Here is a 24,132-nt window from a genome sequence, read left to right as displayed (position 1 = left end):
CAAGGATCGCACTAAAGCACGGTCGAAGAAACGGAGCCGCTGCGACCCTCTATATGTTTTTGGACAAGGTGGATCAAATCCGGCATGGCGTCAAACACGACTTCCGGCGAAAGCGCGTCGATCTGCTCCCGGTAGCCGGGAACGCTGGCATGCGAACCGCCGACGAAGGCAAAGACCGACATGCCGGCGCTGTGGCCCGCCTGAATACCGGCGGGACTGTCCTCGATGACGATGCAGTTTTTGGGATCGGCGCTCATTTCGCTGGCCGCGTGCAGGAAGAGATCCGGCGCCGGCTTGCCCTTTTCCACCATCGTGGCGGAAAAGATGTTCGGCTCCAGCTTGTCGATCAGGCCGGTCAGCGTCAGCGACAGGCGGATGCGCTCCGGTTGGCTGGACGAGGCGACGCAACGGCGGAAACTCAAGGCATCCAGCGCTTCGGTTATGCCCGGCATCGGCTGCAACTCGGCGCGGAAACGGGCGTAAAGATCGTGGCGCATGTCTTCGAGAAACGTATCGTCGGCCTCGACGCCGAATTCCTCGCGCATCGTCTTGGTGACGGTGCCGAGGCTGCGGCCGAGAAAGCGGCGATAGGCCTCCGCCGCATCCATCTCGACCCCCTTGCGGCGCAGCGCATCGACCAGCACCCGCACGGAAACCGGTTCGCTGTCGACGAGAACCCCGTCGCAATCGAAGATCACCAGTGGTCCCGCCGACTGTTGCACGTCCATCACCCGCTATTTGACGAGCTTGCCGTCGAGATAGAGCTCGAGCGTCTTTGCCGTCCCTTCAACCCAGAGCGTCTTCAGCGCATGCGCAAAGCGGGTGCGGAACAGCTCAGATTTCGCAACGTCGCCGAAGATATCGCCAAGCGCAAGGAAGGCGTCCGGGTTATCCTTGGCTTTCAGCGCCGCGGCGTTCAGGCGGTCGGCGCTGGCGTCGTTGAAGGTGATCTCCTTGCCACTGTCGGACGTGCCCGCGAAATAGCGGCACCACAGCGCCGAGACCAGCGACAGGCCGATGATGTCCTGGCCCTTGGCGAGCCGGTCGGCCGTCGAGGGCAGGATGAATTTCGGCTGGCGGTTGGAGCCGTCCTGCGCCAGCCTGGGGATGGTATCGCCGATCTTCGGGTTGGAGAACCGCCGCTCGATCAGCTTGTAGTAATCGACGAGGTTGGTATCCGGCACCGGCGGGATGACCGGAATGATCTCGTCGTTCTCCAGCTTTTCCAGAAAGCCGCGGATCAGCCTGTGCTCCATCGCCTCGTGCACGAAATGGATGTCGAGAAGGGCGGCTGGATATGCGATGGCCGCATGACCGCCGTTGAGGATGCGTATCTTCATCAGCTCGTAGGGCGCCACGTCGGGCACGAACTGGACACCGACCTCTTCCAGCCGAGGCCGGCCGGCAGGGAACTTGTCCTCCATCACCCACTGCTTGAATTCCTCGCAGAAAACCGGCCAGTTGTCGTCGATGCCGAAATCGTTCTTGAGGATGTCGATCTCGCGTTGGCCGGTCGCCGGCGTGATGCGGTCGACCATCGAGCTGGGGAAGGCGACGTTCTCGTGAATCCAATGGGCGAAGTCCGGATCGGAAAGCCGGGCAAGCCCGATGATCGCGTTCTCCGTCACTTCGCCGTTTCCGGGAATGTTGTCGCAGGACATGATGGTGAAGGGGTTGACGCCGCGTGCCTTGCGCTCCTTGAGACCGGCGAGGATCAGACCGAAGACGGTCTTCGGGCTCGTCGGATTTTTGCCGTCCTCGGTGATTGCCGGGTGGGCGGGATTGAACCGGCCGGAAGCGTCGATGAAATACCCGCCTTCGGTGATCGTCATCGAAACGACGCGGATTTTCGGGTCCGCCAGCGTCTCGATCAGGGTCGCGACCTCGCCGGGGGCGATGATGTCGATCATCGGCGCGGTGATGCGGGCAGCAGTCCTATTATTGTCCTGCTCGACGACGGTGGTGAGGAAATCCTGAGCCTTCAATTTGTCGCGCATGGCGCCATCGGATGGCATCACGCCGGCGCCAATGATCGCCCAGTCATGGGCCTTGCCGGTGTTGAACAGGTCGTCGAGATAGATCGCCTGGTGGGCGCGGTGGAAATTGCCGACGCCGAAATGCACGATGCCGGCAGTCAGGCCCTTGGGGTCATAGGCCGGCACCGCGGCCGTGGCCGCAGCGTCCTTCAAGCTCGCCAGCGAAAGCTTCACAGTCATTGTCTTTACTCCGATATGGCCCGTCAGGCCTTCAGGGCGAGGCCCTTGTCGTCGAACCGATGGAGCTTGGCCTCATCGGGCGTCATGTAGACGGTGTCACCGTGATAGGCGCCGAATTCCCCGTCGCAGCGCGCGGTGATCTGACCGATGCCCTCGACATCGAGATGCAGGAACGTGTCGGCACCGAGATGTTCGGCGACCTTCACGGTGCCGCGCCAGATGCCGCTGTCCTTGGAAAGGTTCAAGTGTTCCGGCCGGATGCCGGCAGTCTTGGCATTCTTCGACTGCGCATAGGCACCGTCGACGAAGTTCATGTGCGGCGAACCGATGAAGCCGGCGACGAACAGGTTGCGCGGGCTCTTGTAGAGTTCGAGCGGCGAGCCGACCTGCTCGATATTGCCGCGGTTCAGCACCACGATCTTGTCGGCCATGGTCATCGCTTCGACCTGGTCGTGGGTGACATAGACCATCGTCGTCTTGAGCTGGTGGTGCAGGTCGCTGATCTCCAGCCGCATCGTTCCGCGCAATGCTGCGTCGAGGTTGGAAAGCGGCTCGTCGAACAGGAAGGCCGAAGGCTCGCGGACGATCGCCCGGCCGATCGCGACGCGCTGGCGCTGGCCGCCGGAGAGCTGCGAGGGGCGCCGTTCGAGATAGTCGGTGAGGTTCAGCACGCGGGCCGCATCCGTCACCTTCTTGTCGATCGCTGATTTCTCCATTTTCGCCATCTTCAACGGGAAGGCGATGTTGTTGCGCACGCTCATATGCGGATAGAGCGCGTAGGACTGGAACACCATCGCCAGGCCGCGTTCAGCGGGGGCGGCCTGGGTGACGTCCTTGCCGTCGATCAGGATTTGGCCGCCGGACACATCTTCCAGCCCTGCAATCAGGCGCAGCAGCGTGGACTTACCGCAGCCGGACGGGCCGACGAAGACGACGAATTCGCCGTCAGTGATTTCGAGATCGATCGACGGAATGACCTTGGCCTCGCCGAACACTTTCGACACTTTTTGGAGCGTGATGCTGCCCATGTCCGTTTTCCTTACTTAACCGCGCCAAACGTGAGGCCGCGAACGAGTTGTTTCTGTGAGAACCAGCCGAGGATGAGGATCGGCGCGATCGCCATGGTCGAGGCTGCCGAGAGTTTTGCCCAGAACAGGCCTTGCGGGCTGGAGAACGAGGCGATGAAGGCCGTCAGCGGCGCCGCATTGGTGGTCGACAGCCGGATCGTCCAGAACGACTCGTTCCAGGCGAGGATGATGTTGAGGAGCAGCGTCGAGGCGATGCCCGGCACCGCCATCGGTGTCAGCACGTAGACGATCTCCTGCCAGAGCCCCGCCCCGTCCATCCGCGCCGCTTCCAGGATTTCGCCCGGAATTTCGCGGAAGTAGGTGTAGAGCATCCACACCACGATCGGCAGGTTGATCAGCGTCAGCATCACTGTCAGGCCGATGCGGCTGTCGAGCAGGCCGAAATCGCGGAACAGAAGGTAGATCGGCACCAGAACCGCGACCGCCGGCATCATCTTGGTGGAAAGCATCCACATCAGGACGTCCTTGGTGCGCTTGGTCGGCGAGAACGCCATGGCCCAGGCCGACGGGATCGCGATGATCAGCGCCAGGATGGTGGAGCCGACCGACAGGATCACCGAGTTCATGAACGGCTTCAGGTAATCGCGTTGCGTCTGCACGGTGATGTAGTTCTCGAACGTGCCCGATGGCCACAGGCTGAAGCCTGCGATCGCTTCCGGCTCGGTCTTGATGCTGGTGATGATCGTATAGAGGATCGGGAAGAAGATGATCAGCGCGACGATCCAGGCGGCGGCGGTGGCGGTGACCTTGTGTCTTGTTGTAACGTTGCGTGCCATGATCTTCTCCTACCGGTCCAAGTTCTTGCCGACGGCGCGCATCAGGAAGAAGGCGACGATATTGGCGAGCACGACTGCGATAATGCCGCCTGCAGAGGCGCCGCCGACGTCATAGCCGAGGAGCGCCGTGCGGTAGATCAGGAAGGCGAGGTTGGTGGAGGCGTAACCGGGGCCACCATTGGTGGTGACCAGGATTTCCGCATAGACGCCGAGCAGGAAGATCGTCTGGATGAGGATGACGACGGTGATCGACCGGGCGAGATGCGGCAGCACGAGATAGACGAACCGGTTGAGGAAATTGGCGCCGTCCATTTCCGCCGCTTCCTTCTGCTCGCCGTCGAGCGACTGCAGCGCGGTCAACAGGATGAGCGTTGCGAACGGCAGCCATTGCCAGGCGACGATGACGACGATCGAAAACAGCGGATATTGCGCGAACCAGTCGACCGGCCGGAGCCCGAAGAACCTTGAGATATCGGCAAACACCCCGTAGCTCGGATTCATGATCATGTTCTTCCAGACGAGCGCCGCAACCGGCGGCATCACGAAGAAAGGCGATATGATCAGAATGCGGACGATACCCTGCCCGAAGATCGGCTGGTCCAGGAGGAGTGCGATGGCGATACCGCCGATGACGGTGATCAGCAGCACTCCGCCGACGATGACCAGCGTGTTCCAGATCGACTGGAAGAAGGCGGGGTCGGTATAGAAGAACTCGTAGTTGAACAGACCCGTGAAGCTGACATTGGACGGATCGAGCAGATTGTAATTCTGGAACGAGAACCACAGCGTCATCGCCAGCGGCACGATCATCCAGACGAGAAGAAGCAGAACGGAGGGCGCCATCATCAGGCGCGCCAACGTCTTGGTGTTTTGCGTTGCCATATCGACGCCCTCCCATGGAACGTGGTCGTTCCAGTTATCCCGCGCCTTTTTCTTTTGGGGAAGGAGACCGACGCAGGATGCAGGTTTTTGTTGTTGTCTGGTTATAGCCGGATTGCCCTGCCCGATCGTCGGCCCGCCTCAAACCCTCAAGGCGGATGATCTCGGCCAAGATCCGGCTGTCCGGCGCAGGGTTGCCGGACAGCCGTGGCTCTGGAGCTTATTTCGGATAACCGGCGCGCTTCATTTCGCGCGTCGTAGCCGTCTGGGCCTGGGCAAGCGCATCGGCGACCGTGGACTGGCCGGCGACGACTGCCGAGAACAACTGGCCGACATTCGTGCCGATCGCCTGGAATTCAGGGATCGCGACGAACTGGCCGCCGGTATAGGGCACCGGCTTGACGGTCGGCTTGGTGATATCGGCAGCACCCATCGCAGCAAGGGTCGGGGCTGCGAAGGCGGCAGCCTTCTGATAGTCCGCATTGTTGTAGAGCGAGGTGCGGGTGCCCGGAGGAACGTTGGCCCAGCCTTCCTTGGCGGCGACGAGCTGGGTATATTCCTTGCTGGTTGCCCAGGAGATGAACTTCTGCGCCGAGTCAGCCTTCTTCGAAGAATTCGGAACGGCGAGGTTCCAGGACCACAGCCAGTTGCCATGGTTCTTCATCTCGCCCTTGGTCGGGAAGAGCGCGTAACCCACCTTGTCGGCAACCTTGGAATCCTTCGGGTTGGAGACGAAGGAGGCAGCCACGGTGGCGTCCATCCACATGCCGCATTTACCCTGCTGGAACAGCGTCAGGTTTTCGTTGAAGCCGTTCGAGGAGGCACCGGACGGGCCGGCATCCTTCATCAGGTCCACATAGAACTGCAGGGCTGCCTTCCATTCCGGCTGGTCGAACTGCGGGGTCCACTTTTCGTCGAACCAGCGGCCGCCAAACGAGTTGGTGAGCGCCGTGATGAACGCCATGTTCTCGCCCCAGCCGGCCTTGCCGCGCAGGCAGATGCCGTTCACGTCGGTCTTGCGGTCGGTGATCTTGCGAGCCGCATCGCCGATGAATTCCCAGGTCGGGTTTTCCGGCATCTTGAGGCCGGCCTTCTCGAACAGGTCCTTGCGATACATGATCATCGCCGACTCGCCGTAGAACGGCGCCGCATAGAGCTTGCCGTTGACGGTCAGACCGCCCTTGATCGCCGGCAGGATGTCGTTGGTGTCGTACTTGTCACCGAGCTTGTTGAGTTCGAGCAGCCAGCCCTGCTTGGCCCAGATCGGAACTTCGTAATTGCCGATCGTCAGGATGTCGTACTGGCCGCCCTTGGTAGCGATGTCGGTGGTGACACGCTCGCGCAGCACGTTTTCTTCAAGCGTGACCCAGTTGATCTGGATATCCGGGTTCGCCTTGGTGAACTCGGAAGTCAGGCCCTGCATGCGGACCATGTCGCCGTTGTTGACCGTCGCGATGGTGAGGGTTTCAGCCGAAGCCGCGGTGGAGAAAATGCCGGCAAGCGCCAGCGCCGAGCAGGCGCCCAGCAAAATCGTCTTCAATGTCATATCTTCCTCCCAGAAGATGAGTAACGAGCATTCGCTTTGCTCATGGGCAATTACCCACATAATGGTGAAGGAAGTCAACCTCCAATCGTCGCTGCAATGCAGCAGACATTGGTTATCTGATTGATTTCGTTACATGTAATTTTTGCTCAGCGACCGAGCAATTGCTCCGCAGTCGCCTCGTCGGTGATCACGCCGTTGATGATATTGCCCTTGAGCGCAGCGGAAATCGCCTGGAACTTCCGGCGTCCCTGCGCCAGACCGATGACCGAGGAGGTCTCCCGCGAGGGGATCGGCACGCTGGCGACGCGATCGTTGATGGAATTGGCGAGAAGCCGGCCCTGATTGTCATAGACCCAGCCGCAGATCTCGCCGGCTGCACCTTCCCGGACGAGTTTTTGCATTTCCTCTTTGCCGAGGAAGCCGTCGACGCAGAGTGGCCCGTCGGGCCCAAGTTCGCCGATGCCGACGAAGGTAACGTCCGCCTGCGCCCCGAGTTCGAGCGTCGAGCGCACCAACGCCTGGTCGTGCAGGGTCTCGCGCTCCTCGGCGGAGGAACAGAGAACCGGCAGCGGCATCGGAAAATGCCGCGCCTTGATGGCGTCCGCCATCGAGAAGATGACGTTGTAGAAGGCGGCCGATCCGTCCGGTCCGATATTGCCGGTCAGCGACACGATACGGTGCTGCGGGCACTCCATCGGCGGCAGCTGGTCGACGGCAGCCTTCAGCGTCCGGCCCGTGCCGACCGCGATGACGATCGGGTCCGGGCGCTTCAGCCAGCGTTCGATCTCGGCGGCGCCGGCTTCGGCGATCCCGACGGTGCTGGAGCCCCCCACCGGATCGCTCGGCACCACTTCGACATGCTTGAGATCGTATTTCTTGCGCAAGCCCTCGGCGAGTTCCAGGCAGGCTGCAATCGGATGGTCGAGGCGCACCTTGATCAGCCGTTCGGCAACCGCGAGCGACACCAGCCGCTGGGCCGACTGCCGCGAAATGCTCATGGCCGCGGCGATCTCGTCCTGGGTTCGCCCCGCGACGTAGTAGAGCCAGCCGGCCCGCGCCGCATCGTCGAGCCGCCCTTGCGTATCAGACCGTTTTGCCATGGCAGAAATTCTCCTCCGCATGTTGCTGCCATGGTTTCGGATGGTCTGTCAAACGGTTGCCATCGCGGCCACATTGCACCTGCATCGTCGCCGCGCATACCCTCGTGTGACCGTTGCGCTGCCTTTGAGCCTGCTGAGAAATGATATAGGCTGAAGAAGAATGGTAATAGCCGGGAACCCGTGCATGAACCGGATGGAAGCGCTGATCGAACGTCGAACGGAAATGCGATATAAAACCGCGTCGGTTCGCGCTGAACGCATACTTGAAGACGCCCGCAAGCATGGCGTCGAAATGCGCACCATCGGCTCCTTGGCGAAGCGCAGCTTTCATTTACATTCTGATGTCGACTTCCTGGTGAGCGGCCCGGTCGATCCTGCGCGCAGACTTTTTATCGAACGACTCGTCGCGGATCACATGCGAGGGACAGATATTCCCTACGATCTGATCTTCGCGGCCGATATGACCGCCGACAGGGTACAGGAGCTTTTAGATGGCTGCGTTTAGCCTTCCGGCTTTTTCACGCTTGTCACCAAAGATCGCGCGCGCGGAACGGGAGCTGGAACAGCTCGAAATCTTTTTCGCGCGACATTCCCAGGAGGTTTCCGATGGAGAATGGGGCGCACTGTCAGCCATCTCATTGGGTATCCATAACGTCTATAACGGCATTGAGGACAGTCTTCTGAGCCTGGCACGGGACGTGGACGGTCTCGTTCCCAGCGGACCGACAATGCATCAGGATGTTCTGGACCAGATGTCGGCCGAAATCGACGGCATACGGCCGTCCGTTATCGACGCGGAGCTATACGAGTCTCTGACGGAACTGAAAGCCTTCCGCCATCTCGTTCGGCACCGATACGGATTCGACCTGAAAGCCGACAAGGTGATCGAGAACCTGGATCGAATTCGCGAAGCATTTCCATCATTCGTGGATGCCGTTGTCCGGCTGGAAAAGACGATGGCCGCTGAAGATACGGATGACGACGGCGGTGGAACAGCCGGCGCCCCCCGTCGATAACCCGCACGATCCGGATCGTGCGGGGTTTGATGTCACGAGCATAGGCTCTCAACCGCCTCGATGTGCTACGCCACCTGCACCACATGCCCCGCACTCACCTCGCGGTACTCCCGCTTCGGCGGCACGTAGTTGACCGGGCGGATCGGGCTCTTGATCTCGTCGGTCGACATGTTGCGCTTGATCCGCCGGCGGGACGGATCCGGAATCGGCACGGCGGACATCAGCTTCCTCGTGTAAGGATGCTGCGGGTTTTCGAACACCGCCGCACGCGGGCCAATCTCGACGATCTCGCCGAGATACATGACCGCGACGCGATGGCTGACCCGCTCGACCACCGCCATGTCATGGCTGATGAACAGGAAGGCGAGATTGAGGCTTTGCTGCAGGTCGAGGAGCAGGTTGCAGACCTGCGCCTTGATGGACACGTCGAGCGCCGAGACCGCTTCGTCGGCCACGATGATCTTCGGGTCGAGCATCAAGGCGCGGGCGATTGCGATACGCTGGCGCTGGCCGCCAGAAAACTCGTGCGGGAAGCGCTTCATCATGTCGGCAGAAAGGCCGACCTTCTCCATCAGGCTCGCCGCCTTGTCGCGCGCCTGCTGTTTGGTGCCGAGGCTGTGCTCGACATAGGGCTCCATGACCGCGGCACCGACGCTCATGCGCGGGTTCAATGAGGCGAACGGATCCTGGAAGACCATCTGGATCGACCGGCGCATCTGGCGCAGCGTCGGCTGGTCGAGCTTCATGACCTCATAGCCGTCGAGCGTAACCTCGCCGCTGGTCGGCGTGATCAGGCGGGTGACGGAGCGGCCGGTGGTCGACTTGCCGCAGCCCGATTCGCCAACGAGCGACAGCGTCTCGCCCGGGAACAGATCGAAGGAGACCTTTTCGACCGCGTGCACCGCGCCGGACTTGCGCCCGAACAGGCCGGAATGGATGTCGAACCGGGTGGTCAGGTCCCTGACGTCCAGGATCGGCGTCTTGCCCTTGCCGACCGTGTCGGTAACGTCGGCAAGCAGCATCTGTTCGCCGGTCTTGATATCGACGATCGGGAACCGCAGCGGCAGCTTGCGCTCGCCCATCGAGCCGAGCCGCGGCACGGCGGACAGAAGCGCGCGGGTATAGGGATGCTGGCCGCGGTGGAAGATGTCGCCGGTCTCGCCCGTCTCCACCGCATCGCCGCGATACATGACGATGGTGCGGTCGGCGACTTCGGCCACCACGCCCATGTCATGGGTGATGAAGAGGACCGACATGCCCTCCTCTTCCTGCAGCACCTTGATGAGGTCGAGGATCTGGCCCTGGATGGTGACGTCGAGCGCGGTGGTCGGCTCGTCGGCGATCAGCAACTTAGGTCTCGCCGCCAGTGCCATGGCGATCATAACGCGCTGGCGCATGCCGCCGGAAAACTGGTGCGGATATTCATCGAAACGCGACGAGGCGTTGGGGATACGCACCTTTTCGAGCAGGCGGATGACTTCCTTCTTCGCCTCGGCATTGCTGATGTCGGTATGGACCGTCAGCGCCTCGGCGATCTGCTTGCCGATCGGGAAGATCGGGTTGAGCGAGGTCATCGGCTCCTGGAAGATCATCGAGATGTCTTTGCCGCGCACGCGGCGCATCTGCTCTTCCTGCAGCGACAGCAATTCGCGGCCGTTGAGGAAGACCTGGCCTTCGATCCTGCTCGAATTCTTCGGCAGCAGCCGCATGATCGACAGCGAGGTGACGCTCTTGCCCGAGCCCGATTCGCCGACGATCGCCACCGTCTCGCGCGGCGCGACGTTGAACGAGATGTTGCGCACCACGGTGCGCCATTCGTCGTTCACCCGGAACGAGGTTGAAAGATTGCGGACAGACAGGACGGGGGTCACCGAACCACCGCCCTGTTCCATGGAAGTGCCGGAAAGCAGCATGGAAATCTCCTTCGGATCAGGCGGCGAGCGCGGTTTCGGCGAGCGTGACCCAGTAGCTGACGCCAAAGGGGATTGCCTCGTCGTTGAAATCGTAGGCAGCGTTGTGGAGGCTGGCGGTATCGCCATTGCCGATGAAGATGAAGGCGCCGGGGCGCTTCTCCAGCATGTAGGAAAAATCCTCCGCGCCCATATGCGGCGCCATACCGGTCTGCACCGCCTTGGGACCGGCAACCTTGGCCGCGATCTCGATGGCAAAATCCGTCTCGTTGTCGTGGTTGAAAGTGACCGGATAACCGCGGCGATACATGATGTCGGCCGTCGCGCCATGGGCGATCGCGGTCGATTGAGCCACTTCGCTCAGGCGTTTCTCGGCAAAATCGCGGGTTTCCGGCAGCAGCGTGCGCACCGTTCCGGCCATCTTGACATAGGCGGGGATGACGTTGCTCGCCTCGCCGCCATGGATCGAGGCGACGGTGACGACGAGCGACTTCAGGGGGTCGGTCTCGCGCGACACGATCGACTGCAGCGCCAGCACGATATGCGAGGAGATCAGGATCGGGTCGATCGAATTGTGCGGCTGTGCGGCATGGCTACCGCGACCGTGGACGGTGATTTCGAACGTGTCGGCCGCCGCCATGATGCCGCCCTTGCGGGTGGAGAAACTGCCGACCGGAAGCTTCGGCTCGTTATGCATGCCGTAGACTTCCTTGATGCCGAACCTCTCCATCATGCCGTCGTTGATCATCGCCAGCGCGCCCGCGCCGCCCTCTTCCGCCGGCTGGAAGATCACGGCGACCGAACCTTTGAAATTGCGGGTCTCGGCAAGGTATTGGGCCGCGCCGAGCAGCATGGCGGTATGGCCGTCATGGCCGCAGGAATGCGCCTTGCCGGGGGTCTTGGAAGCCCAGGGCTTGCCGGAGGTTTCGAGGATCGGCAGCGCGTCCATGTCGGCGCGGAAACCGATCACCGGCCCGCCGCCCTGGCTGCCCTTGATGATGCCGACGACGCCGGTCCTGCCGATGCCGGTCTCGACGACGTCGCAACCGAAGGCCCGCAGCTTCTCGGCGACGAATTTCGAGGTCTCGTGAACGTCGTAGAGCAGCTCCGGATTCTCGTGAAGATGGCGCCGCCATTCGGCGACCTGATCCTGCATTTCCGCGACGCGATTGATGACTGGCATTACGCAGACCTCATTGTTTTCTTGCTGTTTCCCACTCTGGTCGGAGCGGATATTGCGACGCGAAGACACGATTTTGCAAGCTTCAATTTTCCGGCTTGAACGGAAAATAGGCCTATGCTTAGATGGCTCAAAATTTGATCATGCTCGCCAAAAGCGGCAGGATGTAACTTGTTCTTGAAGTAGTTTCGGAGGAGGAACGGACAGGAAATACGCTGCGAAGTCAATAAGTTGAGGAAGGTGACTTCGCAGTCCCGAGGCATAAAAAGCCGGCTTGACCGGCATGCCCAACCACAACTCATAAGAGAACGACAAGGGGAATAGCAGCATGAAAAACCTCAAACTTCTTCTGGCCGGCACCGCAGCCGCCCTGGCCTTCGCAGGCTCGGCCGCCTACGCCGCCCGCGGCACCGACGGCGATCTGAAGATCCTGTTCTGGCAGGCCGTTTCGACAATGAACCCCTACCTCTCCGGCGGCACCAAGGAAGTCTACGCGTCCTCGATGGTGATCGAACCGCTCGCCCGCTACGACGAAAAGGGCGAACTCGTACCGACGCTGGTCACCGAGATTCCGACCGTCCAGAACGGCGGCGTCGCCAAGGACTTGCTCAGCATGACCTGGAAGATCAAGCCGGGGGTCAAGTGGTCGGACGGTACGCCTTTTACGGCTGACGACGTCATCTTCACCTGGAAATACTGCATCGCGCCGGACGGCGGTTGCGCCCAGGCCGCCCAGTACGAGGGCGTCAAGAGCGTCGAGGCGCCCGATCCGCAGACGGTCAAGATCACCTTCACCGAACCGAAGCCCTATCCCTACAGCGCCTTCGTCGGCGCGCAGTCTCCTGTCATCCAGAAGAAGCAGTTCGAAAACTGCGTCGGCGCCAAGGCACCGGGCTGCACCTCGGCCAATTTCGGCCCGATCGGCACCGGTCCTTTCGTCGTCAAGGAATTCAAGCCGAACGACGTCATCACGCTGACCGCCAACACGAACTACCGCGATGCGGCAAAGCCGGCCTTCGCGACGGTCACCCTCAAGGGCGGCGGTGATGCTGCCTCGGCCGCGCGCGCCGTTCTCGAAACCGGCGAATACGACTATGCCTGGAACATGCAGGTAGAGCCGGAAATTCTCGCCAAGATGGTCGCCGCCGGCAAGGGCAAGCTGGAAACCGCGTTCGGCACCCAGGTCGAGCGTATCAACCTCAACCACTACAACGCAGATCCCTCGCTTGGCGCAAAGCGCTCCACCAAGGAAGCTGGCCCGCATCCGTCGCTTTCCGACCCGGCGGTCCGCCGCGCGCTTTCGCTCGCCATCGACCGCGACATCATCGTCGAGGCCGGTTACGGCGCAGCCGGCAAGGCGACCTGCAACATCGTGCCCGCACCGGCAGCAGTCGCTTCCACCAAGAACGACAGCTGGTGCCTGAAGCAGGACCTCGTGGCAGCCAACAAGCTGCTTGACGATGCCGGCTGGAAGAAGGGTCCGGATGGCATCCGCGCCAAGAACGGCGTGAAGCTCTCTTACCTCTACGCCACCTCCACCAACTCGGTTCGCCAGGCGACCCAGGAACTGGTGAAGGACATGTGGTCACAGATCGGCGTCGGCGCCGAATTGCGCAATGCCAGCGCCTCGGTCTTCTTCGGCGGCGATCCGGCAAGCCCGGACACCTTCCAGAAGTTCTATGCCGACGTCGAAATGTACACGAACAACTTCGACGGCACCGACCCGGAAAAGTATCTCGCAGAATGGCTGTGCGACAAGGTTCCCGGCCCGGCGAACGGCTGGCAGGGTCAGAACATCCCGCGTTACTGCAACCCGGCCTATGACAAGCTGCTCGGCGAGCTTTCGAAGACCGCCGAGCTCGACAAGCGCGCAACGCTTGCCAAGCAGCTCAACGACATGCTGACCGAGGAAGGCGCGCATATCCCGCTCGTCCACCGCGGCAGCGTCTCCTCGCATTCTCTCAAGCTCGCCGGCGTGAAGATGAATGCGTGGGATAGCGAACTGTGGAACGTCGCCGACTGGTCGCGCGCGAAGTAATGCCGATCGCCGGGCCTGCCCCTGGAGCAGGCCCGGCGCCCGCATTTTCTTCTCCGTGCTAGTCTGGAGACTTATGCATGTTCACATACACTTTGCGGCGATTGCTCTTCGCAATCCCGACGCTGCTGATTATCAGCTTCGTCATTTTCGCGCTGCTTGATCTTGCACCCAACGATCCCACCGGCGACCTGCCGTTGACGATCCCGCCGGAGGTCCGCGAGCAGATCCGCGCATCGCTCGGCCTCGATCAGCCGTTCTTCTTCCGCTACCTCTACTGGCTGCAGCAATTCTTCATCAACGAACCGCTCAACATCCTCGAACGTATGACGGGTTGGCAGTTCGGCGACGGGAACCGCATGCGGGTGCTTTCCTGGGCGACCAGAAGCCCGGTGGTCGACCTGATCGTCCAGCGCCTGCCCCAGACCCTGTGGGTCGTCGGTCTCGCCTATGTGTTCGGAGTGCTGATCGCCGTTCCGATCGGCGTCATCTCCGCCTACAAGCAGTATTCGATCTTCGACCAGATCGGCACGTTCGTGTCGATGGTCGGGTATTCGGTACCGACCTTCTTCACCGGCGTGCTGCTGGTGGTGATCTTCTCCTCGTATCTGCAATGGTTCCCGTCGGTCTATGACACCAACCTTGTCGTCACCGACTTCTCGAGCTTCGTCCAGCAGATCAAGCAGATGGCCTTGCCGGTGGCGGTGCTGTCGCTCTTCAACGCGTCGCAGATCACCCGCTTCGTGCGGGCCTCGATGCTGGACAACCTGCACCAGGACTACGTGCGCACGGCGCGAGCCAAGGGCGTCAAGGAAAAATCGGTCCTGCTCATCCACGTTTTGCGCAACAGCCTGATCCCGGTCGTCACCGTGATCGCGCTCGGCGTGCCGACGATCTTCTCGGGCGCCATCATCACCGAGCAGATCTTTCGCGTGAATGGCCTAGGCCAACTTCTGATCATCGCCGTCCAGGGGGCCGATATCCCGCTCGTCCAGACCCTGACCTTCATCTTCGCGGTGCTGATCGTGCTCTTCAACCTTATCGCCGATGTGCTTTACGGCATTCTTGACCCGAGGATCCGTTATGACTGATGCGACCATCGCAACCGCGCCGCCCGCCAAGGCGGCCACTCCCACCCGATCGGCCCTCGCAGACATCTGGCGCCAGTTCCGTGCCCATAGAGGCGGCGTCGTCGGGCTTATCGTCTTTACCTTCATAGTCCTGGCGGTCTTCGTCGGCCCGTATATCCACCGCGTGGCCCCGAACGCTATCAACATCCGCGACAAGAACCAATGGCCATCACTGGCTCATCCGTTCGGTACCGACAACCTGGGCAAGGACATGCTCGCCCAGGTGCTTGCCGGCGGCCGCATCTCGCTTGCGGTCGGCATCACGGCCATGCTGCTGGCGCTCTTCCTCGGAACGCTGGTCGGAGTGGTTTCCGGCTATATCCGCAAGCTCGACGGACCGCTGATGCGCATCACCGACCTGTTCCTGGCCTTGCCGCTGCTGCCGTTGCTGCTCGTCATCCTGATGCTGTTCCGCGATACCCTGCGGGCTGCATTCGGACCCGAAACCGGCATTTTCATCCTGATCGTCTTCGTGATCGGGATCACTAGCTGGATGCATACCGCCCGCATCGTGCGCGGCGACGTGCTGGCCGTCAAAAGCCAGGAATTCATCCTGGCGGCGAAATCGAGCGGCATGCGGGAATATCGGATCATCCTCAAGCACATCCTGCCGAACGTGCTGAGTTCGATCATGGTTTCCGCGACCTTGGGCATCGCCTCGGCGATCATCACTGAATCGGCGCTGAGCTTCCTCGGCCTCGGCTTTCCCTCGGATTTCCCGACCTGGGGACGGCTGTTGTTCGACGGGGCCAACTTCCTGCAACTCACGCCCTCGCGCGTTTTGTGGCCGGGGCTGGCAATCTCCGCCACTGTGCTCAGCGTCAACTACATGGGAGACGCTATCCGCGACGCGCTCGACCCGAGGGCGCTCAAGCACTAATCTCGCGACGCGGGCCCGATCAGAATGGCGGCTGCAAAGCTGCCATTTTTTATTCGGCTCCAGCCCAAAACGAGCCCTCAAAAAATTTTCAAAAAAAGTTTCGAACCGTCGGAACCTATTTCCGGGGCGCTCGTTATATGAATGTTCGAAGGCGACCCCCCGTCCCCCGCCCTACAAAGCCTTCGGACCTACTCTTCAATCCCCCTCGAAGAGACGAACTGGCTCGGCTCCGTCAATCGGAACCGAGCCAGCTCAGTTTTATGGGTAGTGGGTGATGATCGCTACGACAGAGCGCGGGATTTCGGCAAATACCTTCGTTGCGAGACGTCAGCCCAACCGAAAACTACTCACCAACGCCCAATCGCTACTGACTCTCTTTCAGTCCCCGCCGCTCTCCAGCGGGAATACCAGCCGGTAGCTGATGCGGTCGCTGGAAATGACGTATTGCGCCTTGCCGTTGACGGAGGCCGGCACGACCCGTTCCAGCACCGTGCTGCCGAAATGCGCCTTCAGCGAATCGTCGTTATCCTCGGGACTCCGGCTGGCGTCCAGCACCTCGTCCCAGATCATCTCGAGCGAGTCATAGCCGTTGAGATGCATGCGGGTGCAGGTGACGTTGATCACCCTGCCGCTGCGCAAAAGCGAGCCGTGGCTGACGGCGTTGACGATCAGCTCATGCAGCGCCAGCCCGATATGCAGCGAAGCGTTCGGCGTCAGAAGAATATTGTCGCCGTGGACGCGCACCAGATGCTTGTTCTCGGGCAGGTATTTTTCCGTCTGCTGCTGCACCAGCTCGAAGAAATAGGCGCCGCGCCAGCTGGAATCGGTGATCAGGTCCTGGCTCTGCGAAAGGGAATAGAGCCGCCCCCGGAACTTGTGCAGGAACAGTTCCAGCGAGCCCGAATAACGGGCCGTCTGCAGCGCGATGCTCTGGATGATGGCAAGCAGGTTCTTGGACCGGTGGCTGACTTCCCGCAGCAGCGCGCGCAGCAGCCGCTCGCGGTGACGCTCCTCGGAACGGTCGATGATCGTGGTGACGAAATGCAGGCCGCCATTGGAAAACTCCACCGTCTGGACCCGGAACTCGTAGATCTGCTCGGTGCCGATGGTGATCTCGATATGGCCCTTGCGCCCGGCTTCCGTCATGCCGTCCTTGAGGATCGCGAGCTTTGCTCCGACCTCCTCGCCGAACAGGCTGACATCGGTGGGTGTCCTGACATGCTCGACAGCCCAGACCTCCGGAAGATGCGTGACGAAGAGGTAATTCCTCCCGGCATCCTGGATCATGATGCTGGCGCCGAGATCCAACAGTGCCGGCATGAAAAATTCACGTAACTTGTCATCACTCTGACCAGCCTGCTGCCATGTCAGGGGATGCACCAAATTCCTCACTCCGTCCGCGGGCTAGCTGGGAAGACCGGGCGCCTGCTGAACGCATAGATACCCGCATTTATGAGCATGATTATCCGCCTTTTATAGGACGTCAAACGCGCCGGAACAACCCGACGACCAGCGATATCAGCAGCAGTGCGAGAAAGAGGAAAAACAGGAGCTGAGCGAGACCCGTTGCCGTTCCCGCAATGCCGCTGAAGCCGAGCGCACCGGTGATGATCGCCACGAGCAGGCAGACAAGAGCATAATACAACATGGGTTTTCCTCTTCGGATGCGCCAGAACGCCCACCTGTTGCATATTGTTCCGGCCTGCCGGCCCGACCGCCGCCGATGGGATCAAGCGGCCGCCTTGACGGCTTCGTTGAAGAACAGCGCCTGGCTGATCAAGGCCTTCACCATGTCCGGATTGAACGGCTTGGTGACCAGGAAAGCCGGTTCCGGGCGTTCGCCGGTCAGAAGCCGTTCCGGGAAGGCGGTGATGAAGATCACCGGCACGCTGGAAGACTTCAGGATTTCGTTGACTGCATCGATCCCGGAGCTGCCGTCAGCAAGCTGGATGTCGGCTAGCACCATTTTCGGGTGCGAGGACTGGAACAGCGATACCGCTTCCTTGTGTGTGCGGGCGATGCCCGTGACCCGGTGGCCGAGATCCTGCACCATCTGCTCGATGTCGAGCGCGATCAGCGGCTCGTCCTCGATGATCATGATGTCGGTCGCCACCTGCCGCGAGATTTCGCGCGTCGCGTCTTCGAGCAGGCGGTTCACCTCGGCAGTGCTGACGTCCAGGACCTCGGCGGCCTCCTCAATGCTGAAGCCTTCGACCGAGACCAGCAGAAACGCATGCCGCGACTGAGAGGGAAGCATCGAGAGATTGGCTGCCGCACGTTGCTCCCAGGCGAACGGCGATTCGATGGGGCGAATCTCAATGTTCGTGGAACCAAAAATTGTAACAAAGAGTTTATAGAGCGAGACACGGTCCTTGGACGTTTCGGGGAATATTGAAACGTCTGCGATCAACGCTTCCAGGACCGCGGCGACATAAGCGTCTCCCGAAGTCTGTGATCCGGTGACGGCGCGAGCATACCGACGCAGATATGGAAGGTGAGACGCAACGCGTGTGGTGAGTGACATACAAAATCTCCCTCGGTGCCCAGCGGGCAATTGACCTGCTATGAACGTGGGCCTGGAAAAAAAGTTCCGCAAGAGTGGAACTTTTTTTGCCGCCAGGAATTCCTTTGCCCGACGATATCGCAACAGGCTGCCCGCGTGATGAGTGACGACAACAGAAAAAAAGAAGAGATGACAGCAATCCAATCCCAAGAAGTCAGACCCGGAGCGGTGCCGCCGAACGCATCCATATCCCGCAAGTTACGGGACTTCTACGACGCCGTACAGGAAGAAGGGATTCCGGATCGTTTTCTCGATCTTCTTGAGCGTCTTGAGCAGGCGGAGAAGAATGCCAAGCCGGTGAACGCAAAATGAGCAAGGAAGACGAGATCGACGATCGCGGCTTCAAGCGCGACCTCCTCGCGTCGCTGCCCAACCTGCGCGCATTCGCGGTATCCCTGACGGGCCGTCACGACAAGGCGGACGACCTTGTGCAGGATACGATCATGAAAGCCTGGGCCAACCAGACCAGCTTTACCGCCGGCACCAACATGCGGGCCTGGCTGTTCACCATCCTTCGCAACGAATTCTACAGCCAGATGCGCAAGCGCGGGCGCGAGGTGCAGGATAGCGACGGCCTGTTCAGCGAGCGGTTTTCGGTCCATCCGGAACAGTACGGCCGGCTCGACCTGCAGGATTTCCGCAAGGCCCTCGACAAGCTGCCCGACGATCAGCGCGAAGCGATCATCCTCGTGGGGGCCGCCGGTTTCGCCTATGAGGAAGCGGCCGCGATCTGCGGCTGTGCCGTCGGCACGATCAAGAGCCGCGTCAGCCGCGCCCGCACCCGTCTCCAGGAGCTGCTCGGCGTCTCCGGCGAGGGCGACTACGGTCCGGACGCAGGCGACGCGGCGATCACCTCCCGCGCCTTCGGCAGCTGATCTTGCAAACTTGAGAAAACGCCGCTCACAACCGGGCGGCGTTTTTGACTGCATCGACGAGGTGGTGGTCGTCGAACGGTTTTGCGACGACGGCTATTCCGTCCCAACCCTTCAGACCGTCCATGTCGTCGACACTGAGCGTGGTAAAAACCAGTCCCGCCCCGCAGGCTCTCAACCGAAGCGCAGTATCCTCGCTCTCCCCCCGAACTAGGGCGGAGTCGATGACGACGACGTCGAAGAGGTCCTGTTCCAGATCCATTGCATAGGTGCGCGGCGTAGCGATCTTAACCTCGCAGGCAAGCGCCTCGGTGAGAACGGTTTCCACTTCCATGGCCACCAGAAACTCCCGATCGACAACGAGGATTCGCAACAATTAAGTCCGCCCGAGATTCGACAACGAAAATCGGCTAGACCACCGAAAGAACGCCCAGTCATTTACAAAAGACACAGGGCGATCACAAACCGCCTGCTATTTCCCGCCAAGTCCGCTCTTTCGTCGAGGGCAGGCCCTGACGCAGAATAAGGCCGCCTGCGCGAGGCAGGCGACCGTTAACGTGTCGGGCGGCCGAAAAATCCGCTATTCGGCCGGTTCGGAATATCGGCGGCCCGAAGCGCCCATCGTTTTGGTCGCCAGGAAGCCGAGACCGCCGACCACTGCGGCAAGCAGCAGCGGGCGGGATTTGACGAGCAGCGGCAACGCCGTCAGAGCCGCCGTCATCATCAGCGCCTTGGAACTGTTGGAGGCTGCGGCTTCACGTTTGCGGCGCTGTTCGGCACCGTTGGCGATCACGACCCACAAATAGACGGCGAGTGCCAGCACAAGCGCGCCCCCGGCGACTGCCAGCAACGCCATCGGTACCCCCCATATGCTGGCGAGATAGACGGCGAGCGCCGCCACCAGCAGCCCATAGGCGGTCAGCAGGAAAAGCAGCACCATCGCATAGAGGATCGCATTTCTTTTGAGCCTGCGCGTGAACGCCGCGACATCCATCGCGGCGAGCGAAGCCAACAGGGGACCAATTCCTGCCATCATCAGCGGCGCGTCAGCAGCGCGAACAGGAAGCCGACGCCGGCGGCGATGGCGACGGCCTGAATAGGGTTGGCGCGGATCTGACGCTCCAGGTCTCTTTCCATCGACAGTGCCTGGTCGCGTGCAGCTTCCACCATCTGCATCGAGGCGTCGGCGGCGTCGCTGGCGACACGACGAGCCTTGCCTTTGTATTCGCTGGCCTTCTCATTTCCCACGGCAGCAACGCTGCGGGTAAGCGCTGCGATATCGTCGCGGAGCTGCTGGATCTGGGCTTCGACATCCTTGCTGGCTGACGAATTCTGGCCTGTGCCGTTGCGGGCGAAGTCGGTCGTGGGGTTGGCTGCGGGCATATCGGATCTCCTGTTTTGCGGACCTTAGAGGATGCGCGCCGCGGAAGGCTTTGCGCGGAATCAAACGGCGTCGGAAACGTGGAACGGGATCGGTCCCAAGCGAGCGGCGAACGCCACGCAATTCACGGTCCTGTCGACGCCGGTGAACGCGGCAACAGCGCGATTGTTCCCCGGCGCGGTTGCACCGAAGCAGAAATCGCCCGAAGGTCTGGAGACTCAGGCGGCCGGCGGCTCGGGCCAGGCGGAAACGCCCCCGGTCCATTGTTCAAAGGCTCTGGAGAGCTTCAGCACGAGCAGGTCATCGTAGCGCGGGCCGACGATCTGCAGGCCGATCGGCATGCCGGATTTCGAAAAACCGCAGTTGATCGACGAGGCCGGCTGTTCCGACATGTTCCACGGCACGGTGAAGCCGATATGCTCGAAAGGCTTCGACGGATCGTTGGTCGGCGAGGCCCATTCAGCCGGATAGGAAACGATCGGATTGGACGGCGAGATCACCGCATCGACGGTGGTGAACAGCCTTCCGCAGGCCTTGCGCATTTCGATCGTCTGGTTGAAGCCGCGCACCGCCTCGACGCCGGAAATGTAGGTGCCGCCTTCCGCCCACTGGTAGATATAGGGGAGGATCAGCGCCCGGCGCTCTTCCGGCATTTTCTCGATATCGCCCCAGAAGCGCGAGCGCCAGAAACTGTCGAGCCCGTCGAGCATGATGCGGTTCATGACCGGTTCGACGGGGATGATGATTGCCCCCGCCTCCTCGAAGCGTTTGGCGGCGGCCACGACCGCATCGCGAACCTCGTCCTCGACGGCAAGGCCGATGCCGGCGTCGAGCATCAGGCCGATCTTTAGACCCTTAACGTCGACGCCGAAATCCAACCAGTCGAAAACGTTGGGCGGCAGTGAGGTGCCGTCCCGCCAGTCGGGACGCGACAGCGTCGCCATGGAGAAGGCGGCATCTTCGACGGTGCGGGTCATCGGTCCCGCGCAACGGCCGACATAATAGGGATCGACCGGAATACGGCCCTGGCTCGGCTTGAAGCCGAACAGCCCTGTCCAGCCGGCCGGCAGGCGCACCGAGCCGCCGATATCCGTGCCGATATGCAGAGGGCCGAAACCGGCGGCACCGGCGGCCGACGCGCCGGCGCTCGATCCGCCCGGGTTCTGGGTGAGATCCCAAGGATTGCGGCTGAGGTGATGGAAGCTCGACAAGCCGGAGGACAGCATGCCGTAGTCCGGGCAGGTGGTCTTGGCAAAGATCACCGCGCCGTCCTCTCTCATCCGCGCGGCAATGGGCGCGTCTTCCGTGGCCGGCACCAGTTCGACCGCGGCGGTCCCGAGCGGCACTGGCTGCCCCTTGGTGGCGATCAGTTCCTTCAGCGTCACCGGAATGCCGTCGAGCGCCCCAAGCCTCGCACCCTTCATCCAGCGACCGGTGGAGGCTGCGGCCTGCGCCCTGGCGCTGTCCGGATCGTAGAGATAGAGGGCCTGCACATGCGGCTCGAAGGCGGCGATGCGGTCCTCGACCGCCAACCAGTATTCCGAGGGTGAAAGCTTCCTGGTCGAATAGAGATCGAGCAACTCACGGATCGTCAATTTCAAGAGGTCATTCATCGCAATATCTTCGTTTTTCGAAATCAGGAATTGTCGCGGGGATCGAGGAGGTCGCGCAGGCCGTCGCCGAGCATGTTGAGGCCGAGCACGGCGAGCGCGATGGCAAGCCCCGGCATCAGCGCCAGCCACGGCGCCTGGCCGAGAAACGTCTGCGCGTCGGCCAGCATCCGCCCCCAGGTGGGCGTTGGCGGCGGCATGCCGAGACCGAGGAAGGAGAGGCCGGCTTCCGTCAGGATCGCGAGGCCGAGCTGGATCGTCACCTGCACGATGATCTGGTTGGAGATGTTCGGCAGCACGTGCACGAGCGTGATCTTGGCTTTCGGGCGGCCCATGCTGACGGCGGCGGTAACGTAGTCCCGCGTCCATATCTGCAGGGCAGCGCCGAGCGCGAGCCGCGCAAACACCGGCACCATGAACACGCCGATGGCGATGATCGCCGTGAACCGGCCCGATCCGATGAAGGCGCCGAGCATCATCGCCGAGAGGATTGGTGGAACCGCGAAGATGATGTCGCAGCCCCGCATGACGACGAGTTCCAGCCAGCTCCGCCGCATGGCGACGACGACGCCGATGGCCGTGCCGACGCTTGCGCCGAGAAGCACGGCAAGGATGGAAGTGGAGAGCGAATTCCAGGCTCCAACCATCAGCATCGAGGCAACGTCGCGGCCGAACTGGTCGGTGCCGAGGAGGCCGAAATCGAGAGGAGCCTTGAGCTTGTGGACGATGTTCATTTTCGTCGGCGGGAACGGCGTCCAGACGAGCGACAGCAGCGCCACTGCAAACAGTGCCAGCGTGATGACGAGCCCGACGAGGAAGACAGGGCGGCGAAGCAGTTTCCTCATTGCGCCCGCCTCATTGCGCATTGGCCCTGAGGCGCGGATCGACGACCAGATAGGCGAGATCGACCAGGAAATTCATCAGGATCACCAAGGCCGAAAAAAACAGCACGACATCCTGCATGACGATGATGTCGCGCTGGGAGAGCGCCTGATAGGCAAGCCGCCCGAGGCCCGGTAGGTTGAAGACGTTCTCGACCAGCACCGCGCCGGCGATCAGGAAGGTGAATTGCAGGCCGAGCATGGTGAACACCGGCACCAGCGCGTTCGGGACGGCGTGCCGCCAGATGGCGATGCCCTCGCTCAGGCCCTTGGCGCGGGCGGTGCGCACGAAATCCTCGTTCATCACCTCCAGAACCGCGGCCCGCGCCACGCGCGTCAGCACGCCGGCCTGCGGCAGGGCGAGCGCCACGGCCGGCAGGAGGAGCGCCTTGAGGCCTTCAAACAGCCCGGCATCCCAGCCGGGAAACCCGCCCGCCGGCATCCAGCCGAGCATGGTGGAGAACAGGATGATCAGCAGCAGCCCGACCCAGAAGGCCGGCACCGCGATACTGATATAGGAGAACAGGCCGGCGACGAAATCAAAGGGCCCATTGTGCTTGCGCGCCGCCTGAACGCCGAGCGGAATGGCGATCGCCACCGAGAGCACGATGGCGATCAGCGCCAGCGGCAGGGTGACGGCAAGCCGTTCCCCGATCAGCCCCGCAACCGGCACGCCATACGTATAGGACTGCCCGAGATCGCCCCGGAAGACCCCGGCGAGCCAGGCGAGGTAACGCACGGGGAGCGGCTGGTCGAGACCCAGTTGTTTCTGCAGCGCCGCGAGTGTTTCCGGGCTCGCCGAAGTGCCGAGCATGATCGCCGCCGGATCGCCAGGCAGCAGGTCCATGACGGTGAAGATCAGCAGCGAGACGATGAGCAGCGTCACGGCGAGACTCAAGGTTCGGCGGATGACGATGGAGATCATGAGCGGCGCACTCCCGCTGATCTCCCCCCTTGAGGGGGAGATGTCACCGGAGGTGACAGAGGGGGGTGGCAACGGTGCGGCAAACGCAATGACTCAAGAATATGCTGAGAGGTCACCCCCCTCTGCCCTACCGGGCATCTCCCC

At 61.7% G+C, this 24,132-nt stretch carries 25 protein-coding genes; 7 read left to right on the top strand and 18 right to left on the bottom strand.

Annotation, left to right across the window (positions count from 1 at the left end; all coding sequences use genetic code 11):
• Window positions 1-11 precede the first annotated feature (11 nt).
• From C5L10_RS03285 to C5L10_RS03255, 7 genes are all read right to left on the bottom strand, one after another.
• Complete coding sequence (locus C5L10_RS03285; RefSeq protein WP_105428517.1) at window positions 12-728, bottom strand: HAD family hydrolase; 717 nt, start codon at window positions 726-728, stop codon at window positions 12-14.
• Window positions 729-734: 6 nt separating this feature from the next.
• Window positions 735-2,216: a mannitol dehydrogenase family protein gene (locus C5L10_RS03280; RefSeq protein WP_105428516.1), complete on the bottom strand. Its 1,482-nt coding sequence runs from the start codon at window positions 2,214-2,216 to the stop codon at window positions 735-737.
• 23 nt (window positions 2,217-2,239) lie between these two features.
• Complete coding sequence (locus C5L10_RS03275; protein ID WP_105428515.1) at window positions 2,240-3,244, bottom strand: ABC transporter ATP-binding protein; 1,005 nt, start codon at window positions 3,242-3,244, stop codon at window positions 2,240-2,242.
• An 11-nt stretch (window positions 3,245-3,255) separates the two neighbouring features.
• Complete coding sequence (locus tag C5L10_RS03270; RefSeq protein WP_046668337.1) at window positions 3,256-4,080, bottom strand: carbohydrate ABC transporter permease; 825 nt, start codon at window positions 4,078-4,080, stop codon at window positions 3,256-3,258.
• A gap of 9 nt (window positions 4,081-4,089) precedes the next feature.
• Window positions 4,090-4,962, bottom strand: a complete 873-nt coding sequence (locus C5L10_RS03265) for a carbohydrate ABC transporter permease (protein WP_105400071.1) — start codon at window positions 4,960-4,962, stop codon at window positions 4,090-4,092.
• A 217-nt stretch (window positions 4,963-5,179) separates the two neighbouring features.
• On the bottom strand, window positions 5,180-6,505 hold the full coding sequence (locus C5L10_RS03260; protein ID WP_105428514.1) for a sugar ABC transporter substrate-binding protein: 1,326 nt from the start codon (window positions 6,503-6,505) through the stop codon (window positions 5,180-5,182).
• Between the two features lie 146 nt (window positions 6,506-6,651).
• Window positions 6,652-7,605 carry a sugar-binding transcriptional regulator gene (locus C5L10_RS03255; RefSeq protein WP_105428513.1) on the bottom strand — a complete coding sequence of 318 codons (954 nt, stop codon included), beginning with the start codon at window positions 7,603-7,605 and terminating at the stop codon, window positions 6,652-6,654.
• Window positions 7,606-7,789: 184 nt separating this feature from the next.
• Between C5L10_RS03255 and C5L10_RS03250 the strand changes: the two genes are divergently transcribed.
• Window positions 7,790-8,110, top strand: a complete 321-nt coding sequence (locus C5L10_RS03250) for a nucleotidyltransferase domain-containing protein (protein WP_105428512.1) — start codon at window positions 7,790-7,792, stop codon at window positions 8,108-8,110.
• A complete protein-coding gene (locus C5L10_RS03245) occupies window positions 8,097-8,621 on the top strand; it encodes a hypothetical protein (protein ID WP_245447911.1) in 525 nt (174 codons plus the stop codon). Before C5L10_RS03250 ends, C5L10_RS03245 begins: the two co-directional genes overlap by 14 nt.
• 65 nt (window positions 8,622-8,686) lie before the next feature.
• On the opposite strand, the gene C5L10_RS03240 is transcribed toward C5L10_RS03245, so the two are convergent.
• Both C5L10_RS03240 and C5L10_RS03235 read right to left on the bottom strand, forming a co-directional pair.
• On the bottom strand, window positions 8,687-10,534 hold the full coding sequence (locus C5L10_RS03240) for an ABC transporter ATP-binding protein (protein ID WP_105428511.1): 1,848 nt from the start codon (window positions 10,532-10,534) through the stop codon (window positions 8,687-8,689).
• A 16-nt stretch (window positions 10,535-10,550) separates the two neighbouring features.
• Window positions 10,551-11,714: a M20 aminoacylase family protein gene (locus C5L10_RS03235; protein ID WP_105428510.1), complete on the bottom strand. Its 1,164-nt coding sequence runs from the start codon at window positions 11,712-11,714 to the stop codon at window positions 10,551-10,553.
• A 325-nt stretch (window positions 11,715-12,039) separates the two neighbouring features.
• On the opposite strand from C5L10_RS03235, the gene C5L10_RS03230 reads away from it, so the two are divergent.
• The 3 genes from C5L10_RS03230 (at window position 12,040) to C5L10_RS03220 (ending at window position 15,756) form a co-directional block, all read left to right on the top strand.
• Window positions 12,040-13,749 carry a peptide ABC transporter substrate-binding protein gene (locus C5L10_RS03230; protein WP_105428509.1) on the top strand — a complete coding sequence of 570 codons (1,710 nt, stop codon included), beginning with the start codon at window positions 12,040-12,042 and terminating at the stop codon, window positions 13,747-13,749.
• A gap of 77 nt (window positions 13,750-13,826) precedes the next feature.
• Window positions 13,827-14,837, top strand: coding sequence for an ABC transporter permease (locus tag C5L10_RS03225; protein WP_046604447.1), 1,011 nt, complete (start codon window positions 13,827-13,829; stop codon window positions 14,835-14,837).
• Window positions 14,830-15,756, top strand: coding sequence for an ABC transporter permease (locus C5L10_RS03220; protein ID WP_105428508.1), 927 nt, complete (start codon window positions 14,830-14,832; stop codon window positions 15,754-15,756). The genes C5L10_RS03225 and C5L10_RS03220 overlap by 8 nt, the downstream gene beginning before the upstream one ends.
• A gap of 378 nt (window positions 15,757-16,134) precedes the next feature.
• Here the strand turns inward: C5L10_RS03220 and C5L10_RS03215 are convergent, their stop codons facing one another.
• The 3 genes from C5L10_RS03215 to C5L10_RS03205 all read right to left on the bottom strand — a co-directional run bounded on the left by C5L10_RS03215 (window position 16,135) and on the right by C5L10_RS03205 (window position 18,280).
• A complete protein-coding gene (locus tag C5L10_RS03215; protein ID WP_245282831.1) occupies window positions 16,135-17,076 on the bottom strand; it encodes a sensor histidine kinase in 942 nt (313 codons plus the stop codon).
• A 163-nt stretch (window positions 17,077-17,239) separates the two neighbouring features.
• On the bottom strand, window positions 17,240-17,404 hold the full coding sequence (locus C5L10_RS03210; protein WP_037077486.1) for a DUF1328 domain-containing protein: 165 nt from the start codon (window positions 17,402-17,404) through the stop codon (window positions 17,240-17,242).
• An 81-nt stretch (window positions 17,405-17,485) separates the two neighbouring features.
• A complete protein-coding gene (locus C5L10_RS03205) occupies window positions 17,486-18,280 on the bottom strand; it encodes a response regulator (protein WP_046634461.1) in 795 nt (264 codons plus the stop codon).
• A gap of 168 nt (window positions 18,281-18,448) precedes the next feature.
• Here C5L10_RS03205 and C5L10_RS03200 point away from each other — a divergent pair, with 168 nt between their 5' ends.
• Entirely contained in the window at window positions 18,449-18,631 is a 183-nt protein-coding gene (locus C5L10_RS03200) for a NepR family anti-sigma factor (RefSeq protein WP_037078171.1), read from the top strand.
• Window positions 18,628-19,194 (top strand): RNA polymerase sigma factor, encoded by a 567-nt coding sequence (locus tag C5L10_RS03195; RefSeq protein ID WP_037077490.1) that lies wholly within the window; start codon window positions 18,628-18,630, stop codon window positions 19,192-19,194. Before C5L10_RS03200 ends, C5L10_RS03195 begins: the two co-directional genes overlap by 4 nt.
• A gap of 25 nt (window positions 19,195-19,219) precedes the next feature.
• Here C5L10_RS03195 and C5L10_RS03190 read toward each other — a convergent pair whose 3' ends face one another.
• The 6 genes from C5L10_RS03190 to C5L10_RS03165 all read right to left on the bottom strand — a co-directional run bounded on the left by C5L10_RS03190 (window position 19,220) and on the right by C5L10_RS03165 (window position 23,988).
• Window positions 19,220-19,531, bottom strand: coding sequence for a hypothetical protein (locus C5L10_RS03190; protein WP_172716898.1), 312 nt, complete (start codon window positions 19,529-19,531; stop codon window positions 19,220-19,222).
• A gap of 240 nt (window positions 19,532-19,771) precedes the next feature.
• Window positions 19,772-20,203: a hypothetical protein gene (locus tag C5L10_RS03185; protein WP_105428506.1), complete on the bottom strand. Its 432-nt coding sequence runs from the start codon at window positions 20,201-20,203 to the stop codon at window positions 19,772-19,774.
• Window positions 20,204-20,226: 23 nt separating this feature from the next.
• Window positions 20,227-20,574: a YqjD family protein gene (locus C5L10_RS03180; RefSeq protein WP_046634459.1), complete on the bottom strand. Its 348-nt coding sequence runs from the start codon at window positions 20,572-20,574 to the stop codon at window positions 20,227-20,229.
• Between the two features lie 216 nt (window positions 20,575-20,790).
• Window positions 20,791-22,185, bottom strand: coding sequence for an amidase (locus C5L10_RS03175; protein WP_105428505.1), 1,395 nt, complete (start codon window positions 22,183-22,185; stop codon window positions 20,791-20,793).
• A 23-nt stretch (window positions 22,186-22,208) separates the two neighbouring features.
• Window positions 22,209-23,027: an ABC transporter permease gene (locus C5L10_RS03170; RefSeq protein WP_105428504.1), complete on the bottom strand. Its 819-nt coding sequence runs from the start codon at window positions 23,025-23,027 to the stop codon at window positions 22,209-22,211.
• A gap of 10 nt (window positions 23,028-23,037) precedes the next feature.
• Window positions 23,038-23,988, bottom strand: a complete 951-nt coding sequence (locus C5L10_RS03165) for an ABC transporter permease (RefSeq protein WP_105428503.1) — start codon at window positions 23,986-23,988, stop codon at window positions 23,038-23,040.
• Window positions 23,989-24,132: the final 144 nt, after the last annotated feature.

Origin of the sequence: Neorhizobium sp. T6_25 (assembly GCF_002968555.1) — a bacterium.
In the GTDB taxonomy this organism is placed as follows: domain Bacteria; phylum Pseudomonadota; class Alphaproteobacteria; order Rhizobiales; family Rhizobiaceae; genus Neorhizobium.
The sequence above is the reverse complement of the archived record's forward strand: the minus strand, read 5'-3'. Positions and strand labels throughout refer to the sequence as shown.

Excerpts from the sequence above, each read along its gene's own strand:
- C5L10_RS03285 (WP_105428517.1), bottom strand. The coding sequence starts at position 728 with ATGGACGTGCAACAGTCGGCGGGACCACTGGTGATCTTCGATTGCGAC.
- C5L10_RS03280 (WP_105428516.1), bottom strand. The coding sequence starts at position 2,216 with ATGACTGTGAAGCTTTCGCTGGCGAGCTTGAAGGACGCTGCGGCCACG.
- C5L10_RS03275 (WP_105428515.1), bottom strand. The coding sequence starts at position 3,244 with ATGGGCAGCATCACGCTCCAAAAAGTGTCGAAAGTGTTCGGCGAGGCC.
- C5L10_RS03270 (WP_046668337.1), bottom strand. The coding sequence starts at position 4,080 with ATGGCACGCAACGTTACAACAAGACACAAGGTCACCGCCACCGCCGCC.
- C5L10_RS03265 (WP_105400071.1), bottom strand. The coding sequence starts at position 4,962 with ATGGCAACGCAAAACACCAAGACGTTGGCGCGCCTGATGATGGCGCCC.
- C5L10_RS03260 (WP_105428514.1), bottom strand. The coding sequence starts at position 6,505 with ATGACATTGAAGACGATTTTGCTGGGCGCCTGCTCGGCGCTGGCGCTT.
- C5L10_RS03255 (WP_105428513.1), bottom strand. The coding sequence starts at position 7,605 with ATGGCAAAACGGTCTGATACGCAAGGGCGGCTCGACGATGCGGCGCGG.
- C5L10_RS03250 (WP_105428512.1), top strand. The coding sequence starts at position 7,790 with ATGAACCGGATGGAAGCGCTGATCGAACGTCGAACGGAAATGCGATAT.
- C5L10_RS03245 (WP_245447911.1), top strand. The coding sequence starts at position 8,097 with ATGGCTGCGTTTAGCCTTCCGGCTTTTTCACGCTTGTCACCAAAGATC.
- C5L10_RS03240 (WP_105428511.1), bottom strand. The coding sequence starts at position 10,534 with ATGCTGCTTTCCGGCACTTCCATGGAACAGGGCGGTGGTTCGGTGACC.
- C5L10_RS03235 (WP_105428510.1), bottom strand. The coding sequence starts at position 11,714 with ATGCCAGTCATCAATCGCGTCGCGGAAATGCAGGATCAGGTCGCCGAA.
- C5L10_RS03230 (WP_105428509.1), top strand. The coding sequence starts at position 12,040 with ATGAAAAACCTCAAACTTCTTCTGGCCGGCACCGCAGCCGCCCTGGCC.
- C5L10_RS03225 (WP_046604447.1), top strand. The coding sequence starts at position 13,827 with ATGTTCACATACACTTTGCGGCGATTGCTCTTCGCAATCCCGACGCTG.
- C5L10_RS03220 (WP_105428508.1), top strand. The coding sequence starts at position 14,830 with ATGACTGATGCGACCATCGCAACCGCGCCGCCCGCCAAGGCGGCCACT.
- C5L10_RS03215 (WP_245282831.1), bottom strand. The coding sequence starts at position 17,076 with ATGCCGGCACTGTTGGATCTCGGCGCCAGCATCATGATCCAGGATGCC.
- C5L10_RS03210 (WP_037077486.1), bottom strand. The coding sequence starts at position 17,404 with ATGTTGTATTATGCTCTTGTCTGCCTGCTCGTGGCGATCATCACCGGT.
- C5L10_RS03205 (WP_046634461.1), bottom strand. The coding sequence starts at position 18,280 with ATGTCACTCACCACACGCGTTGCGTCTCACCTTCCATATCTGCGTCGG.
- C5L10_RS03200 (WP_037078171.1), top strand. The coding sequence starts at position 18,449 with ATGACAGCAATCCAATCCCAAGAAGTCAGACCCGGAGCGGTGCCGCCG.
- C5L10_RS03195 (WP_037077490.1), top strand. The coding sequence starts at position 18,628 with ATGAGCAAGGAAGACGAGATCGACGATCGCGGCTTCAAGCGCGACCTC.
- C5L10_RS03180 (WP_046634459.1), bottom strand. The coding sequence starts at position 20,574 with ATGCCCGCAGCCAACCCCACGACCGACTTCGCCCGCAACGGCACAGGC.
- C5L10_RS03175 (WP_105428505.1), bottom strand. The coding sequence starts at position 22,185 with ATGAATGACCTCTTGAAATTGACGATCCGTGAGTTGCTCGATCTCTAT.
- C5L10_RS03170 (WP_105428504.1), bottom strand. The coding sequence starts at position 23,027 with ATGAGGAAACTGCTTCGCCGCCCTGTCTTCCTCGTCGGGCTCGTCATC.
- C5L10_RS03165 (WP_105428503.1), bottom strand. The coding sequence starts at position 23,988 with ATGATCTCCATCGTCATCCGCCGAACCTTGAGTCTCGCCGTGACGCTG.